Here is a 15,779-nt window from a genome sequence, read left to right on the forward strand (position 1 = left end):
GGTGGTGAGCGTTATGACTCAGCGGTATGTCTATACCCCAGAGGCATAACGCTCATCACGGCCTCCGCCCGTCGGGACGTCCACTGCCGGCGCGGCCACGGCGCGGGCGACGCGGTCGCCGAGCCGACGTAGATGGTCGACCAGCTCCACCGGCTCGTGAACGGTGAAGTCGCACCCGAGTAGCGTGAGCCGGAAGGCGAGCCAGTCGACTGTGTCTTCCGGGCTGTGCCATCGGCACGACGCGTCGTCGAGCGGCGTCAGTGCTCCGGCGTGGTCGCCCAGCCGGGCAGTCGCCTGCTCAGCCGGCATCGCGAGCGTCGCCACCGCCCGGAACACCGGTGCCAGGCTGTGCAGCTGGTCGGTTACGAACGCGGACGCGTCGTCGGTCGGAAGCTCGCGGGGCGCCACCCGTACCCCGGTTGTGGTGGCGTGTTCGATGCGGTCGACGCGGAACGTGCGCCAGTCCTCGCGCTCGTTGTCGTAGGAGACGACGTACCACCGACGGCCCACCACGACGAGCCGGTGCGGTTCGACGAGCCGCCGGCTGACGCCGCCATCGCCGTCGCGGTAGTCGAAGCGGACCCGCTCGTGTGCCGAGGCCGCCGCCGCGAGGACGATGAGCTGCGTCGGATCGACAAGCGACACCGCCGCCGCGGTCGACGACACGGTGGCCGCGGCGAGGGTGCCGACGTGGCGGCGCAGGCGCGGCGGCAGCACCTGCTGCAGTTTGGTGAGCGCCCGTACCGACGCCTCGGCGATGCCGGCGACCGGTTGCCGGGCCGCTGTGTGCAGGCCGACGGCGATCGCCACTGCCTCCTCGTCATCGAGCAGCAGCGGAGGCATCGCCTTACCCGCGACCAGCCGGTAGCCGCCCAGCGTGCCCAGGCTGGCCTGGACCGGGTAGCCGAGTTCACGCAGTCGGTCGATGTCGCGGCGCACGGTCCGCGGGGTGACCGCGAGACGCTCGGCGAGTTCGCTGCCGGGCCATTCGCGGGGCGTCTGCAGAAGGGAGAGCAGTCGTAACAGGCGGGCCGGTGTGTCGCGCATGCTCCCATGATGCGTTTCGATCTAGGACAGGTACCAGCCTAGATCGGGTCTACCGTCGTCCATCTCAGTGTGCCGAAGCCGCACCTGAAGAAGGAGACAAACCGATGAAGGTCGTTCCCGACGGATACCACACCGTGACCCCCTGGATCATCTCGCCGGGGAGGACGGGCGCACTGATCGATTTCATAGTCGGCGTCTTCGATGCCACCGAACTGGCCCGCATGGAGGTGGACGGTGTGATCGGCCACGCCGAGGTCCGGATCGGCGACTCGGTCGTGATGATGTTCGACAAACCCCAGTGGCCGGCCACACCCGCCTTCCTGCGTCTCTACGTCGCCGACGACGCCGAGGTGCTCAGCCGGGCCGTCGAACGCGGAGCGAGCGTTGTCACCGAGCCGACCGAGCTCTTCTGGGGCGACCGGGTCAGCCGCTTCCGCGACCCGCTCGGCAACCTGTGGTGGATCCACCAGCGCGTTGCGGAGCCCACCGAGGAGGAGATGGGTCGACGGCTCGACGACCCCGAGTTCATCAAGGCAATGGAGTACGTCCAGAGTGCCGAGTTCGCTCCCCACGGCTGACGTTGGTGTAGAGGTCACCAGGGCCTCGCCCCGGATGGCCGGGTCGGGTCCGTCAGAACTCCTCGTACACCGCCGGGTCCTGGTCGGAGAGCCGCCCGTCCGGGCGGCCCAGCGCGGTGATGGCCTCGACCTGCGCGTCGGTGAGCTTGATACCGAAGACGTCCAGGTTCTCGGCCTGCCGCTGCGGGGAAGCGGCCTTGGGTAGCGGAATCACCTGACGGGCCACGTGCCAGGCGAGGATCGTTTGCGCCGGGCTGACGCCGAGCGCGGTCGCGATCTCCACGACGACGGGGTGTTGCTGCAGGTCGTTGCCATGGCCGAGCGGGCTCCACCCCTGCACCAGGATGCCGTGCTCCCGGTGGTAGTCGATCGCCTCCTGCTGCGGAAAGTACGGGTGCACCTCGATCTGGTTGACCACCGGGGCGACGCCGGTCTCGGCCACCAGCCGCTCGATGTGCTCGGGCAGGAAGTTGGAGAGCCCGATGTGCCGAACGAGCCCACGCTCACGCGCCTCGATCAGCGCCCGCCACGCCTGCACGTACAGGTCGACCTTCGGGTTCGGCCAGTGGATCAGGTACAGGTCGACGCGGTCGAGGCCGGTGCGGAACACACTCTCCTCGATGGTGGTCAGCGCCTCGTCGTAGCGGTGGTGCCGTCCCGGCAGCTTCGAGGTGACGACCAGCTCGTCCCGCACGTCACCGGCCGACCGGGCCGCCCGACCGACAGCGCCCTCGTTCTCGTAGTTCACCGCCGAGTCGATCAACCGGTAGCCCGCCCGGATCGCCTGACCGATCGCGTCGACACCCGCCGAGCCGTTCAGCCGGTACGTGCCGAGCCCGATCGCCGGCAGGGTGGTGCCGTCGGCTGCCGCAAGATGGGGAATCGTCATGATTGGGACCCTACCTTCACGAGTTGCGCGCCGACGGTGGCTCGATGTCGAGCGCACGCGACGGAACGGGCAACCCGGAAGGCAGAAAACGGCGGGATTCAGCAGACGCGCGTCCGCCAACTCACCTTCGTCACCGTCATGGGAACGTAGAAGAATCCGTCACCAGGAGGAGCGCAGTCCGTGCCGGTGAAAGTCATTCCTTGGGTGGTGAACGACCAGCTAATCTCGGCGTTCCGGTTCGTGTAGTTGTAGTAGTTGAAACCCGTGATGTTGCCGCTCCACTCCGTGGTGGTCACCAGGGACGGAGTCGCCGTAGGAACCCCGTTCGGGTGATCCCAGTGGGGCCAGACGCAGAATGTGCCCGGCTGGCAGTTCCCGGGCGGGTAGACGCCGGCCCCCGACTGGGCTGCCGCCGAGGCAGGAGGGGCAACAGCGAGCACACCTGCGACGACCCCGGCGATGGCGAGGGGTTTCAACAGCACGGCTACCTACTTCCATTGATAAGGATGAATTGACTCAAGCTACCGCGGGAAAGTTGCGCCGTCAACCACCTGCGCTACCGCCCAGGTGGACGGCCGCACCATTCGCAATAACGTGGGCAATGCGTCACGATCGCCGCAGCTTGCGACGACAGCAGGACCACCGGTCGGCGGCAGGAGTCAGGGCGACGAACTGCTCCCGCACCGCAGGCCGTGGCACCTACGGCCACTGACGGCAGGACGCCAGCCGGGAACCCGGCCGCCGGCCGATTCGGCCACCTCCGAACGCCTCCGCGACTCGGGTAGTAGGCGACCGGCTCCGCGTTCGGGCCGCTCGGCGACAGCGATCAGCGGCGGGTTGGTTGACACGGGGAACATAATCGATGCAAGTAAATGTAGGCCTGGGCTGAACGAGCTCCGGTCCCGTCCCTGAACGCCGTTAGGAAGGGAAGCTCATGCGCAGATTTACCAGCCGAATCGCTGCGGGTCTCGCCGCCGCCCTGGTCACCACACTGGCCGTGACGACACCGGCGTCGCCCGCAGCCGCTGTCGAGACGCTCAAGGTTCCCGACACCGGCCTCGTCTTCTACCAGGCCTACACGCAGATCATCGTAGGCAGGCAGGCCACGCCCGACGGTATCTGCCGCCCGGTCCCGGCTAAGGCGATCTGGGCGATCGGCTGGAACGGCTTCGGTTCCGTCTCTGGCTACCGGACCTCCGACTGCACCGGCGCTGCGTCCGAGCTCAACAACTTCCACAGCTGGCCGTACGAGGGCTACTACCTCTCCTACCGGGCCGGTTGACAAGCGTTCCCGGTGGTCGATCGCGGACGGCCACCGGGAAAGCGCCGATCCGGAATTGCCCGGATCACCCCGCCGGCCAAGCGGGCGACGCCGGGACGTTGCCGGGCCGGCCAGAGTGGCATACGTCTGGCAGGCGATGGTGCCGCTAGTTAGGGCCTCGTCGGGGTCGTAGTGCTCGGGGTCGGGACCCGACATCGGCGATGGCCAGCAGGGTTCCTCGCCCGGCACGACCCATCGGAGGATTCGCCGCACCTCATCTGGCACAGCCTCGGCGAAGACGGTGAGAGGCGGGCGGATTCAGCTAAGCGGTTTGGGCGTGCCCACGGTTGCGAAGAATTGCCACCCGCTCGGCCAACGCCCCCGCCACGTCCTCCATGGCTTAGGTGTGCTCACGCTGAGCCTTGGCGACCAACTCGGCCAGCAGGCCTTCGTTCTCGGCGGCATGGACGTCGCGGTCGGAACCCCGACGACGTGTACGCCTTCCTCGACCGGGTCGCCGTCGACATGGCCGCCGTCTACGCCGCTCTCGCCGAGAGTCGCCGCGAGACCGCCCGGATCAAGGCCGGGCTGCGTCGCTGGCAAACCGATCAGGGCCGTGCCCGCAACGAGCGGGACCAGGCCCGATGAGCCAGCGGTACGTCATCCACCTGCCCGTGGTCGCCACCGACCTGCCCGCCGCGCAGCGCCTGGCCCGGGTCATCGTCCGCTGGATGCTGGTGCTTCCGATGACCGACCCGAAGGAGACCGCAGTCTCCGAAGGAGACCATCGGCTTGTGCGGCACCGGGTCTTCTGCGACCTGCAACTGCCCGGCAGCCGACGCTGCCTCCTGCGCGACGGCCACGACGGCGCCTGCTCCCGCCGGCTACGCCGCTGACCCGGCATCTCCAGGCTGGTGAAGCATGATCGCGATCTACGGCGGTGTGTGGCGCACCGACCAACTACCCGCCTCGGTGTATTACCTGGTCGGCCCGGAGCGTGACCATGGCGATGGTGTGGCCGTCGGTGTCGACGAATTCGACCTCGTAGGCAGTCGAGGGGGCGTTGAAAATATGAACGACGGTTCCCACTGCCCCGGCAGGCAGTTGTTCTCCCGAAATGGCTTCTCGGAGCTCAACCACGTCGTACAGCTCCAACATGTCACCCTTCCTTGGGCGGGAACGAGATGGTTACCATTCGCGGTGAAGAGGACCCATTCTCCAGTATCCAGGCTGTGCGGACGATGAGTGTGCCACCTGGCCCGGTCAGGGGTAGGTCCACGTTCCATCGCTGACCGAACTCGTCGGCCTTGCCCAGCACAGGGTTGCCAGTGACTACGCCTTCGCGGATCTGCTGCATGATCCCGTCGGTGTCGTCCGGCCCGAGGCCGGTGGTGGAGTTGATGACGCGGTACTTGTTCTTGCCGACAGGGTGATCCGGATTCATGGCGTAGGCCGTGATCTTCCGTGCGTCGATCTCGGCCCTGGTGAAGTCTGGTCGGCCGGGATCGCCCGGGATCTTCGTCGGCTCGGAACCGTCGGGCTTCTGTGGGGCGGGTGGCTGCTTCTGGAGTCGCCCCAGGGCCTGCTTGAGTTTGTCGATGAGGTCACCGAGCCGGCGCATCTCCGGTATCAACCGTCGCAGGCTGGCCAGCAACCCGCGCAGCAGCCGCGCGATCCGCGCTCCCCACGACGCCACCAACGTCGTGACTTGCTCGACAACCAGCGGCGCGGCCAGCCCACCGGTGATGAGGAGTTCGCCGGCGTACACGATGATGCGGGATACGCAGGTGGCGATGGCGTCGCGGACCAGGAGCCGGACGGCGGCCACCAGGCCGGCGGCACCTTCGGTGATGGCGGCCATGGTGTCGGCGCCCTGGGCGAGGCCGCCGACGGCCTGTTGCTGTTCGGCGGCCCAGGCTCGGTAGGCGGGCCCGGCGCTGCCGCCCCAACCGGCGACGTCGGTGCGGACGGCGCGAGCCAGTTCGGCGGCGTCGTCGCGGAGCGACCCGGCGACGTTGCGCCAGGTCCGGGCGTGCGCGGTGATCTGCGCCGGGTCGCCGGCGAGCCAGTCCAGCGCCTCGCTGAGGGGCTTGACGTGTTCGATGAGCCAGGCGATCCCGTACTGGAGGAGGGCGCCGACCGGGTCGGAGACGAGGGCGAGGGCGTCCAGGCTCGCGCTCACGACGCCGAGGCTGCCGTCGATCCAACTGCCGGTCCGGACACCCTGGGCGATGAGTTCGATGTCCTCGCAGATCCACACACCCGCCCAGGCGCTGGGCGGGGTGTCCGCAGCGGCGGCGACGAGCGGGTTGGACGTCACAGGTGCCGCCGCACCCCGTCGAGTAGCTGTTTGGCGTGGGCGTCGGAGCTTCGATAGCGTTCCGCGCCGACCCGCAGCTTGCCGGCGGTGTCCCGTACCGATCCGGCTGCGGCGCCGATGCCCTCGACCAGGGTTCGCTGCAGGCCGTCGAGCAGCACCGGCATCATCGCGCAGAGCTGTCCGTAGGCGTCGGTGCCCAACCGGACGTGCTGGCCTGCCTGCTGGGCGGTGTCGAGGCTGCTGGCACAGCCGTCGAGGCGTGCGGCGTGGGCGGTCAGGTCGTCCGGATCGACCTGGATGCCGTCACCGGCGGGCATCGTTCGATCCCTGCTCGGGGAGGAGCCGGCTGCGGTACGAGTCGATGATGGCTCGGGCGCTCGCGTCGTCGCCCAATGACTCCGTGGCCGCGTCGCTGACCTGTCGGAGCAGATCGGCGCGGGCGGCTGCGGTGGTCTCGAGGATCTGCCGAGCGGTGTGCGCGGCGGGTTGTTGCCGGATGCGTTCGTCGAGCCGCAGATCGATCAGCAGACCAGTCGAGTCGACTGTGACGTCGACTGTCCGATCGGTGTTGCGGGCGGTGCCGGTCAGATCCCGCATCGTCGCCGACAGAGTCTTCGCTCGTTCCGCCCGCTCGGTGAGCGACTTCTCCCACTCGTCGAGCCGGCGCTCCGCCGCGTCAAGCGCAGCGTCGTCCGCCCACACGTCGACCCTCCCCAGGGGACCCCTGCCGGCGGCAACCGCCGACATCACCGGCACGCTACCAACCGGTGGCGCTGCGTGCATGCCCGCTCAGGGTGGTCAGCACGGCACCGCCCCTCCGCGCGATCTTGCACTTACTGTCGCGACAAATAACGCAAAGTCCCGCATCTCGACGACCGAAACCGCAAGATCGCCGCGACCTGCGGTCCCCGGTCCGCGGCCCGCTGCTCGGCGCAGCCGGGGGCGGCATCCGTATCATCTCGGCATGACGCGGTTCAGTCGGCGGGCGGTGTTGCTGGCTGGCAGTGGGCTGCTCGTTGGCTGTTCGCGGCGGCCCGAGGCGGACCCGGTCCACCTGCGACTGGCGACCGGGCCGGCGGGGGCGGTCTACCGGCGGATAGGCGGAGCGCTGGCCGAGCACATCTCCGCGCAGGTGCCGGGTGTCACTGTGACCACAGTGCCGAGCGGGGCGTCCACCGACAACATCCGGATGTTGCGGACCGGTGAGGTGCACCTGGGGCTGACCAGCCTGGACGCGCTCATCACCAGCGACGGCAGTGCGCCCGGGGGGCTGTCGGCGATCTGCCGGCTCTACGACAGTCATCTGCATCTCGTGGTCATGGCCGGTTCGGCGATGGGCGAGTTTCGGGACCTTGAGGGCAAGCGGGTGTCCCTCGGTGCCCACGACTCCGGCACGGAATTCACGTCGTTGCGGGTCCTGAGGCTCGGCCCGCTCAAAGCCGACGGCCGGAACCTCAGCCAGGCCGAGTCGGCGGCGGCACTGCGCGACGGCACTATCGACGCGATGTTCTCGCTGACCGGCGTCCCGACGCCCGCCATCACCGAGTTGGCGCAGCGGCACCCGATCCGGTTGATTCCGTTGGACGCGCAGGCGGACGGGCTCTTCACGGCGTACCCGGGGCCCTACGCCCCGGCCATGATCCACGCGGCTGCGTACGACGGCGTCCCGGCGACGCGTACCGTCGCCGTACCGAACGTGTTGCTGGCGCGCGACGACCTGCCTGACGACCTGGTCTATTCCATCACCGACACGGTCTTCCGGCACACCGGGGCGATCACCTCCGCTGGTCGCGATGGCGCCGAGGCCCTTCCGGAGGCGTGGCAGATCAACGTGCGTACCGGGATCTCCACCGCGTCGGTCCCGCTCCACCCGGGTGCGGCGGCCTGGTTCCGCGACCGCAAACGCTGACGCCGCAACAGGGGCCGGAGCGTCAGACCGACGCGGACGCGTCGGACGGTGAGGCAACCTGGGGAGCGACCGGCAACACCACCACCGCGGCGAGCCCGTGCCCGGAGCCGTCCGGACGCGGCAGGCCCTCCTCCAGCCGCAGCTCACCCCCGGCCGTCCCGATGAGGTCGGCGCAGATCGCCAGGCCCAGCCCGGTCCCGGACACGTTCTGGTGCCGAGGTGAGCGCCAAAAGCGTTGCAACGCCTGGGCCCGCTCGGATGCGTCGATGCCTTGACCATCGTCGCGGACGGCGACCGTGACCACGGCTGCGTCGCCCGCGCTAACCGGTGTCACCGGGAGACCAGCACCACCGGCGGGGACGACCTGTGCGGTCACCTGCACGGCCTGCGCGTCGGACAGCCGTAACGCGTTGCTGATCAGCTCGTCCAGGATGCTGCCCAGACCGCCGGGCGGCTCCAACAACCGCAACCCCGGGGGTACGTCGACAGTCAGGCTCTGCCCGGCCGTGGCCGTCAGGGCACGCCACCGGTCCACCCGGGTCGCCAGCACCTCGTCGAGGTCCACCGGCGATGCCGTGCGCAGGCTCTCCATCCGCGCGCTGGCCTGCAGCGAGTTCAGCATCCGCTGCATCGCCTTCAGCTCGTCGACGGCGACGTCGTACACCTGCTGTCCGTCGCCGTCGGACCGCAGGTGTGGTGCGAGGCTCTCCACCGCGAGCCGGAGGCTGGTCAACGGGTTGCGTAGCTGGTGTGACGCGTCGGAGACGAAGGCGCGCTGTCGCTGGGCGGCGTTCTCGACGGCGTCCATCATGGTGTTGAACGACCGCGCCAGCCGCCGCAGTTCGATGGGGCCGGCCTCGGCGTCGGCGCGGATGGTCAGGTCGCCCTCGGAGATCCGTGAGGTCGCCGCGTCGAGTTTCCGCACCGGGCGCAGCACCCACGCCGACACCGGCCAGGCGACGGCCGTCAGCGCGAGCAACGGCAGCAGCCCGAGCCCGGCCAGCCGGGCCCAGCGTACGAGGATCAGCTCGCGCGTCCGGGACAGGTCGGAGATCGTCACCACCGCGCCGACGACCTCGCTGTCCCGGCCGACCGGCTCCGCCACGACGAGTGCGGAGTCGTCCCACGGCGCCCACTCCCAGGACGGTTCGGAGCGCGCGCCGGCAAGCGCCGCGGTGACGATCCGGGGCAACGCCGCCTCGGCGCGCGCCGCCTTCTGGTACTCGTCGGCCGGTCCGAGCAGCACCGCGCCCGACGTGTCGATCAGCGCGACCGGGATGCCGTAGAGCTCGTGGTACCGCGTCAGCTCCTGCTGTAACGCCTCGGTACGGCCGGTCGACAGCGCGGTTTCGGCCAGTGAGGCGAACCGGCCGACGTCGTTGAGTCGGTTGACGTACGTCTCCTGCATCTCCCGTTCGGCGACTGTGATGCTGAGCGGCACCCCGAGCGCCGCGACGAGCAGCACGGCGAGGGGGACCAGGACGACGAGCAGCCGGCGGTGCACGCGGTCAGCCGATCAGCTCCGGCTGGTCGGCCAGCAGCCGATAGCCGACGCCGTGGACGGTCCGGATGACCACGTCCGGCCCGAGCTTGTGCCGCAGCGCCGCGATGTGGGTGTCCAGGGTGCGGCTGGACGACTCCCAGGTCGCGCCCCAGATCTGGTCGAGGATGACGTCACGGCTCACCACGTTGGGCGCCCGCCGGGCCAGGAGCAGGAGCAGTTCGAACTCCTTACGGGTCAACGGCACGAGCGCGCCGTCGACGGTGACCTCGCGGGTGCCGACGCCGATCCGCATCGGGCCGAGGACGAGCGGCTCGTCGGTCTGGCCGAGAGCGCGAGCGGCCCGGGTGCGCCGCAGGACGGCGTCGATCCGGGCGAGCAACTCGGGGATGCCGAACGGTTTGACGATGTAGTCGTCGGCGCCGGCGCGCAGGCCACGAACCCGCTCGTGCTCCTCGGACCGCGCGGTCACCGCGATGACGGCGGTCTGCGGGTGGTCACGCAGCTTGCGGATCAGGTCGAGCCCGTCGCCGTCGGGGAGACCCAGGTCGACGAGGACCACGTCGGACGGAGCGGCGCGCTCGGCCTCCGCGGCGGTGGCGACACGGTGAACCTCGAAGCCCGCCTGGGTCAGGACGGTCACCAGGCCCCGCGCCACGCGGTCGTCATCCTCGATGACGGTTATCCGCATACCGGCGAAGTGTACGGCCCGGATCGGTGCTCGTGCCGGCCCGGGTTCTTGGGATTTTTCTGACACCATCCGGGCCCCGACCAGCCGAGACTGGGGGCCACTGACGCGCCGAGGGATGTCCATGCGTTGATAGGGAGGTCGCCGTATGCGAACGACCAGCAGGTACCGGGCCACCGCGCGGCTGATCGCCGCGATCGGTGTCGTCTCGCTCGCCGCCGCCTGTTCGGGTAACGGGGGTGCCGCCGGCGGAGGGGACGCCGCGAACTATCCGGACGAGAACATCACTATCGTCGTGCCGTTCAGCGCGGGTGGCCCGACGGACACTGTCACCCGGATGATCGCCGGGCCGATGGCCGCGAAGCTCGGCGGCAAGATCGTCGTCCAGAACGTCGAAGGTGCCGGCGGCACTGTCGGCGCCGGCGATGTCGCGCGGGCCAAGCCGGACGGCTACACGGTGCTCATGCACCACATCGGCATGTCGACGGCGCCCGCCCTCTACAAGAGCCTGGGCTACAAGCCCCTGGAGGACTTCGAGACGGTCGGGCTCGTCACCGAGGTGCCGATGACGATCGTCGCGCGTAAGGACTTCGCGCCCGCGACGCTGCAGGACCTGGTGACCCACGTGAAGGCGAACGCCGACAAGGTCACGCTGGCCAACGCCGGTATCGGCGCGGCGTCGCACCTGTGCGGTCTGCTGTTCCAGAGCACCACCGGTGTGAAGCTTCAGGAGGTTCCGTACCAGGGCACCGGACCCGCGCTGACCGACCTCGTCGGTGGCCAGGTCGACTTCATGTGCGACCAGACGACAAACACCAGCGGCCAGATCGCCGCGGGAAAGGTGAAGGCGTACGCGGTCACCACACCCGAGCGCGTCAAGAGCCTTCCCGACCTGCCGACCACCACCGAGGCCGGGTTGCCGCAGCTGACGGTCAGCGTGTGGCACGGTCTCTACGTTCCGGCCGACACACCGCCGGAGATCGTGCAGAAGCTGTCCGAGGCGTTGAAGGTGGCACTGGCCGACCAGGCGGTCATCGACCAGATGGCCAAACTCGGCACCGCGCCGGTCCCGGCCCAGGACGCGACCCCGGACGCGCACCGGGCAAAGCTCGACGAGCAGCTCGGCACCTGGGCGAAGATCATTGCCGACTCCGGGGTGAAGGTCTCCTGAGGTGGAGCGCCGACGGTCGTTCCCGGACGTCCTCGCCGGGGGGATCTTCGTCCTGATCGGTGGCGCATTCGTGGTGGGGGCGCTCGGCTACGAGCTGGGCACCCCGACCCGGATGGGCCCAGGCGCCTTCCCGCTGCTGGTCGGCGCGGCAGTCGTCGCGCTGGGCCTGGCGATCGCCGGCAAGGGCCTCGTCGCCGGTGAGGTGATCTCGTTCGGGCCGATCCCGTGGCGCGCGGTCGCCGTCATCGTGCTCGCGGTCCTGTTCTTCGGGTTCACCATCCGGCGACTCGGGTTCGTACCGACGACGGCGGTGACCGCACTGCTCACCACCCTGGCCAGCGCCCGCGTACGGCTGCTCACGGCGGTGGCTGTGGCCGCCGGGCTGACAGTTGCCAGCACGCTCATCTTCGTCGTCGGACTTCAGCTGCGGATCCCGCTGTGGGGCCCCTGGCTGGGCTTCTGACGCGGCATCCGGATTGAGGCATGGAACTCCTCGACAACCTCGCGCTGGGCTTCTCGACGGCCCTGCTGGTCCAGAACGTCCTCTACTGCTTCGTGGGAGTGCTGCTCGGGACCGCTGTCGGTGTGCTGCCCGGCATCGGGCCCACGGCCACCGTGGCGATGCTGCTGCCGATCACGTTCAGCTTCGAACCGGTCACCGCGCTGATCATGCTGGCCGGCATCTACTACGGGGCACAGTACGGCGGCTCGACGACCGCCATCCTGATCAACCTGCCCGGTGAGTCGTCGGCGGCGGTCACCGCGCTGGACGGGCACGAGATGGCCCGCCAGGGCCGGGCCGGCCCCGCCCTGGCGGCCGCGGCGATCGGGTCCTTCGTCGCGGGTACGGTCGCCACCGTGGCGCTGGCCGCCGCGGCCCCGCCGTTGGCCAGTGTCGCGTTGAAGTTCGGCCCGGCCGACTACTTCTCACTCGTGCTGTTCGGCCTGATCGTGTCGATCGCGCTGGCACGGGGCACGGCGCTCAAGGCACTGGCGATGATCGCGCTCGGCGTGCTGCTCGGCACTGTCGGCCAGGACATCTACACCGGAACGCCCCGCTTCGTGTTCGAGCAGCGCGAGCTGTACGGCGGCATCGACTTCGTGTCGGTCGCCGTGGGCCTGTTCGGGGTGGCCGAGATCCTGCGCAACCTGGAGAACGAGCAGACCCGCACGGCGATCGTCAGCAAGGTGACCAACCTCTGGCCGACCCGCGAGGACCGGCGTCGCATCGTCGCCCCGATCCTGCGGGGCACCGGTCTCGGCGCCGCGCTCGGTGTGCTGCCCGGCGGCGGCCACGTGCTGGCCTCGTTCACCTCGTACGCCGTCGAGAAGCGCATCTCGAAGCGGCCGCAGGAGTTCGGGCGGGGCGCGATCGAGGGCGTCGCCGGCCCCGAGTCGGCGAACAACGCCGCCGCGCAGACGTCGTTCATTCCGCTGCTCACCCTGGGCCTGCCCGCCCACCCGGTGATGGCACTGATGATCGGCGCGTTCATCGTCCACGGCATCACCCCGGGCCCGAACGTCATCAACGACGAGCCGGCGCTGTTCTGGGGCCTGATCGCGTCGATGTGGATCGGCAACGTGCTCCTGCTGCTGCTGAACCTGCCGCTGATCGGCCTCTGGGTGCGCATGCTGCGCATCCCGTACCAGGTGCTCTTCCCGATGATCATCCTGTTCGCCGCGATCGGCACCTACTCGCTGAACTCCAACGCGTACGACGTCTACGCCATCGCGTTCTTCGGGATCCTGGGCTACGTCCTGATCAAGTGCGGGTGCGAGCCGGCGCCCCTGCTGCTCGGCTTCGTCCTCGGCCCGCTGCTGGAGGAGAACCTGCGCCGCGCGCTGATCATCTCCCGCGGCGACCCGTCGGTCTTCGTGACCCGACCGATCTCCGCGGCGCTGCTGGCCCTGGCGCTCGTCGCGCTCGTCGTCGCCGTCCTGCCGACGATCCGACGGCGCCGCGCCGTCGTCTTCGCGGAGGAGGAGTAGCAATCCGGACCACGTGACGGTCAGGTCGACGAAGATTGTTTCCGTGACGAGCGACAACACGCCCCGGGGCTGGACCAGCCGGACCGTCTGGGACAGACGGTTCAACGCCCCGTTGCGCTCGTTCCTGCGTACCGAGACCGGCGGCGCGCGGGTGGTACTGATCGCCGCGGTGGTGGCTCTGGTCTGGGCCAACCTGCACGTGTCGTCGTACGAGTCGGTCTGGGAGACCTCCTTCTCGATCCAGCTCGGCGACTGGCGCGTGTCACACGACGTGCGTTTCTGGGTCAACAGCGGGCTCATGACGTTCTTCTTCCTGGTCGCTGGGCTGGAGCTGCGCCGCGAGTTCGACATCGGCGAGTTACGGGAGCGGCGTCGCCTGGCATTGCCGATGCTGGCCGGGGTCGGCGGCATGCTCGTACCGATCGCCATCTACCTCGCCATCAACGCCGGGCACACCACAGCGGCGGGCTGGGGCGCGGTGATGGCCACCGACACCGCGCTCGCGCTCGGCGCGCTGGCCGTCTTCGGGCCACGCTTCTCGGAACGGCTGCGGGGTTTCCTGCTGACCGTCGCCGTCGTCGACGATGTGGTGGCGATCGCGGTGCTGGCCATCGCGTACCCGCACCACCCCTCGCTGACGGCGCTGATCGTCGCGGCGGCGATCTTCGGCGTCGTGCTGCTCGTCCGGGGCTGCGGGGTGCGGTTCGGCCCGGTCTACGCGCTGCTCGGGGTGGCGGCCTGGCTCGCCGTCTCGATGTCCGGTGTCGACCCGGTCGCTGTGGGTCTGGTGATGGGGTTGCTGACCTACGCCTACGCTCCCGGCCGAGGCGACCTGCAGCGGGCCAGCGACCAGTTCCGCCTCTTCCGGGAACAACCCACCCCGCAACTGGCCCGGATGGCCCGAGCCGGGCTCACCTCGGCGCTGTCGCCGAACGAGCGGTTGCAAACGCTCTACCACCCGTTGGCGAGCTACGTGGTGGTGCCACTGTTCGCGCTGGCCAACGTCGGCATCGTGATCGACGGCGACCTGCTGGCCCGGGCCGTGACCTCTCCGGTCACGGTCGGCGTCGTGGTCGCGTACGTCGTCGGCAAGCCGGCCGGGATCGTGGCCACCGCGTGGCTGGTGACCCGGCTCAGCGGTAACCGGTTCCGGCCGCCCGTCGGGTGGGTCGCCGTCGCGGGGGTCGGCACGATCTCCGGCATCGGGTTCACCGTCGCGCTCCTGATCGCCACCCACGCCCTGAGCGGCCCGGCCCTGGACGAGGCGAAGTTCGGCATCCTCGTGGCGACGCTCGGCGCGTCAGTCGTCACTTGGCTGGTGTTCCGCGCCGTCGGCCGGCTCTCGCCGGCGCGGCGGACGCGTGCGCTGCTGGGCGTCACCGAGGGGATCGTCGACCTGATGCTGCCGGTCGATCCGGATCGCGACCACATGCGGGGGTCGCTCGATGCGCCGGTGACGGTGGTGGAGTACGGCGACTTCGAGTGCCCCTACTGCGGGCAGGCCGAGCCGGTGGTCCGAGAGTTGCTGGCGGACTTCGCCAACGTCCGGTACGTCTGGCGGCACCTGCCGCTCACCGACGTCCACCCGCATGCTCAACTCGCGGCCGAGGCCGCCGAGGCGGCGGGGGAGCAGGGCGCGTTCTGGGAGATGCACGATCTGCTGCTCGCCCACCAGGACGCTCTCAATCCCACTGACGTGCTCGGTTACGCCGAACAGCTGGGCCTGGACCTGGACGGGTTCCGCGAGCACATGGTGAAGCGGATGGGCGTGGACCGGATCGCCGAGGACGTCGACTCCGCCGACCTCAGCGGCGTCACCGGCACCCCGACCTTCTTCATCAACGGCCGGCGGCACCACGGCGCGTACGACATCGCCGCGCTCTCGGCGGCGGTGAAGTCGGCGTTCGCCAGCGCGAAGCTCCGCCCCGAGTACCACCCTCGGGACCCCGGCCGCCGCGAGGCCGGTCCGGCGAGCTGACCGCGTGGCCGTCACCGCGCCATGCGGTCGACGAGCGCAGCGGTCACCTCCCGGCGCCCTCCGACAGTCGGGGCGTCGCCGGATCAACGGGGTCCGCCGCCGTGACTTCCGAGCCCGCCTCCGCGTCGCGGGGTGCGGAGGTGTTGGCCGGCTCCTTTGGAGCTGAATCGTTTGCGACATCACCGGCGGCGCTGCCGGCCGAGGGCTTTCCGGGGGCGCGGCCGGGAGGGGGACAATCCGCGACCTCGACCTGATCATCCGCTCCGCCGCCTTCCAGCCGGCAGGAAGAAGCGGCAGGCATTTGGTCTGATTCGTTTGCGGCATCAGCTCCAAAGGCAGCGCGGTATCCCATACAGCCCCGCAACCCCGCAACCCCGCAACCCCGGGCCGCAGGGCCCGCGCCCACAGCCCTCGGGGCCCGCACGCTTCAGCCCTGCCCGCCTCAGCC

18 protein-coding genes are annotated in these 15,779 nt (G+C 69.7%); 9 read left to right on the forward strand and 9 right to left on the reverse strand.

Annotated elements, in window-relative coordinates; translation table 11 throughout:
- Window positions 1–30: 30 nt before the first annotated feature.
- Window positions 31–1,047 (reverse strand): helix-turn-helix transcriptional regulator, encoded by a 1,017-nt coding sequence (locus NIE111_RS26105; protein ID WP_238686968.1) that lies wholly within the window; start codon window positions 1,045–1,047, stop codon window positions 31–33.
- A gap of 104 nt (window positions 1,048–1,151) precedes the next feature.
- Between NIE111_RS26105 and NIE111_RS26110 the strand changes: the two genes are divergently transcribed.
- Window positions 1,152–1,625 carry a VOC family protein gene (locus NIE111_RS26110; protein ID WP_238686969.1) on the forward strand — a complete coding sequence of 158 codons (474 nt, stop codon included), beginning with the start codon at window positions 1,152–1,154 and terminating at the stop codon, window positions 1,623–1,625.
- A gap of 52 nt (window positions 1,626–1,677) precedes the next feature.
- On the opposite strand, the gene NIE111_RS26115 is transcribed toward NIE111_RS26110, so the two are convergent.
- Both NIE111_RS26115 and NIE111_RS26120 read right to left on the reverse strand, forming a co-directional pair.
- Window positions 1,678–2,514, reverse strand: coding sequence for an aldo/keto reductase (locus NIE111_RS26115; protein WP_238686970.1), 837 nt, complete (start codon window positions 2,512–2,514; stop codon window positions 1,678–1,680).
- Between the two features lie 98 nt (window positions 2,515–2,612).
- Complete coding sequence (locus NIE111_RS26120; RefSeq protein WP_238686971.1) at window positions 2,613–2,810, reverse strand: hypothetical protein; 198 nt, start codon at window positions 2,808–2,810, stop codon at window positions 2,613–2,615.
- A 638-nt stretch (window positions 2,811–3,448) separates the two neighbouring features.
- Here NIE111_RS26120 and NIE111_RS26125 point away from each other — a divergent pair.
- From NIE111_RS26125 to NIE111_RS26135, 3 genes are all read left to right on the forward strand, one after another.
- Window positions 3,449–3,796, forward strand: a complete 348-nt coding sequence (locus NIE111_RS26125) for a hypothetical protein (protein ID WP_238686972.1) — start codon at window positions 3,449–3,451, stop codon at window positions 3,794–3,796.
- 471 nt (window positions 3,797–4,267) lie between these two features.
- Window positions 4,268–4,423, forward strand: coding sequence for a hypothetical protein (locus NIE111_RS26130; RefSeq protein ID WP_372488404.1), 156 nt, complete (start codon window positions 4,268–4,270; stop codon window positions 4,421–4,423).
- Window positions 4,420–4,671 (forward strand): hypothetical protein, encoded by a 252-nt coding sequence (locus NIE111_RS26135; protein WP_238686973.1) that lies wholly within the window; start codon window positions 4,420–4,422, stop codon window positions 4,669–4,671. The genes NIE111_RS26130 and NIE111_RS26135 overlap by 4 nt, the downstream gene beginning before the upstream one ends.
- A 64-nt stretch (window positions 4,672–4,735) precedes the next feature.
- Here the strand turns inward: NIE111_RS26135 and NIE111_RS26140 are convergent, their stop codons facing one another.
- The 4 genes from NIE111_RS26140 to NIE111_RS26155 are packed head-to-tail and all read right to left on the reverse strand — an operon-like array spanning window position 4,736 to window position 6,842.
- Complete coding sequence (locus NIE111_RS26140; protein WP_238686974.1) at window positions 4,736–4,933, reverse strand: DUF4926 domain-containing protein; 198 nt, start codon at window positions 4,931–4,933, stop codon at window positions 4,736–4,738.
- A gap of 1 nt (window position 4,934) precedes the next feature.
- Window positions 4,935–6,095, reverse strand: coding sequence for a WXG100 family type VII secretion target (locus tag NIE111_RS26145; RefSeq protein WP_238686975.1), 1,161 nt, complete (start codon window positions 6,093–6,095; stop codon window positions 4,935–4,937).
- On the reverse strand, window positions 6,092–6,412 hold the full coding sequence (locus tag NIE111_RS26150; protein ID WP_238686976.1) for a type VII secretion target: 321 nt from the start codon (window positions 6,410–6,412) through the stop codon (window positions 6,092–6,094). Before NIE111_RS26150 ends, NIE111_RS26145 begins: the two co-directional genes overlap by 4 nt.
- On the reverse strand, window positions 6,399–6,842 hold the full coding sequence (locus NIE111_RS26155; RefSeq protein WP_238686977.1) for a YbaB/EbfC family DNA-binding protein: 444 nt from the start codon (window positions 6,840–6,842) through the stop codon (window positions 6,399–6,401). Before NIE111_RS26155 ends, NIE111_RS26150 begins: the two co-directional genes overlap by 14 nt.
- Before the next feature lie 217 nt (window positions 6,843–7,059).
- On the opposite strand from NIE111_RS26155, the gene NIE111_RS26160 reads away from it, so the two are divergent.
- Complete coding sequence (locus tag NIE111_RS26160; RefSeq protein ID WP_238686978.1) at window positions 7,060–8,004, forward strand: TAXI family TRAP transporter solute-binding subunit; 945 nt, start codon at window positions 7,060–7,062, stop codon at window positions 8,002–8,004.
- Between the two features lie 22 nt (window positions 8,005–8,026).
- Here the strand turns inward: NIE111_RS26160 and NIE111_RS26165 are convergent, their stop codons facing one another.
- Window positions 8,027–9,508, reverse strand: a complete 1,482-nt coding sequence (locus NIE111_RS26165) for a sensor histidine kinase (RefSeq protein WP_238686979.1) — start codon at window positions 9,506–9,508, stop codon at window positions 8,027–8,029.
- A gap of 4 nt (window positions 9,509–9,512) precedes the next feature.
- Window positions 9,513–10,196 carry a response regulator transcription factor gene (locus NIE111_RS26170; RefSeq protein WP_238686980.1) on the reverse strand — a complete coding sequence of 228 codons (684 nt, stop codon included), beginning with the start codon at window positions 10,194–10,196 and terminating at the stop codon, window positions 9,513–9,515.
- A gap of 145 nt (window positions 10,197–10,341) precedes the next feature.
- Here NIE111_RS26170 and NIE111_RS26175 point away from each other — a divergent pair, with 145 nt between their 5' ends.
- Genes NIE111_RS26175 through NIE111_RS26190 form a run of 4 tightly spaced genes read left to right on the forward strand, consistent with a single transcriptional unit; the run spans window position 10,342 to window position 15,331 of the window.
- On the forward strand, window positions 10,342–11,364 hold the full coding sequence (locus tag NIE111_RS26175) for a tripartite tricarboxylate transporter substrate-binding protein (RefSeq protein WP_238686981.1): 1,023 nt from the start codon (window positions 10,342–10,344) through the stop codon (window positions 11,362–11,364).
- A 1-nt stretch (window position 11,365) separates the two neighbouring features.
- On the forward strand, window positions 11,366–11,827 hold the full coding sequence (locus NIE111_RS26180; protein ID WP_238686982.1) for a tripartite tricarboxylate transporter TctB family protein: 462 nt from the start codon (window positions 11,366–11,368) through the stop codon (window positions 11,825–11,827).
- A gap of 20 nt (window positions 11,828–11,847) precedes the next feature.
- Window positions 11,848–13,353 carry a tripartite tricarboxylate transporter permease gene (locus tag NIE111_RS26185; RefSeq protein WP_238686983.1) on the forward strand — a complete coding sequence of 502 codons (1,506 nt, stop codon included), beginning with the start codon at window positions 11,848–11,850 and terminating at the stop codon, window positions 13,351–13,353.
- A 43-nt stretch (window positions 13,354–13,396) separates the two neighbouring features.
- Window positions 13,397–15,331 (forward strand): Na+/H+ antiporter NhaA, encoded by a 1,935-nt coding sequence (locus tag NIE111_RS26190; protein ID WP_238686984.1) that lies wholly within the window; start codon window positions 13,397–13,399, stop codon window positions 15,329–15,331.
- The last annotated feature ends 448 nt before the right edge of the window (window positions 15,332–15,779 follow it).

Origin of the sequence: Micromonospora hortensis, from assembly GCF_022230935.1 — a bacterium.
In the GTDB taxonomy this organism is placed as follows: Bacteria; Actinomycetota; Actinomycetes; order Mycobacteriales; family Micromonosporaceae; genus Micromonospora; species Micromonospora hortensis.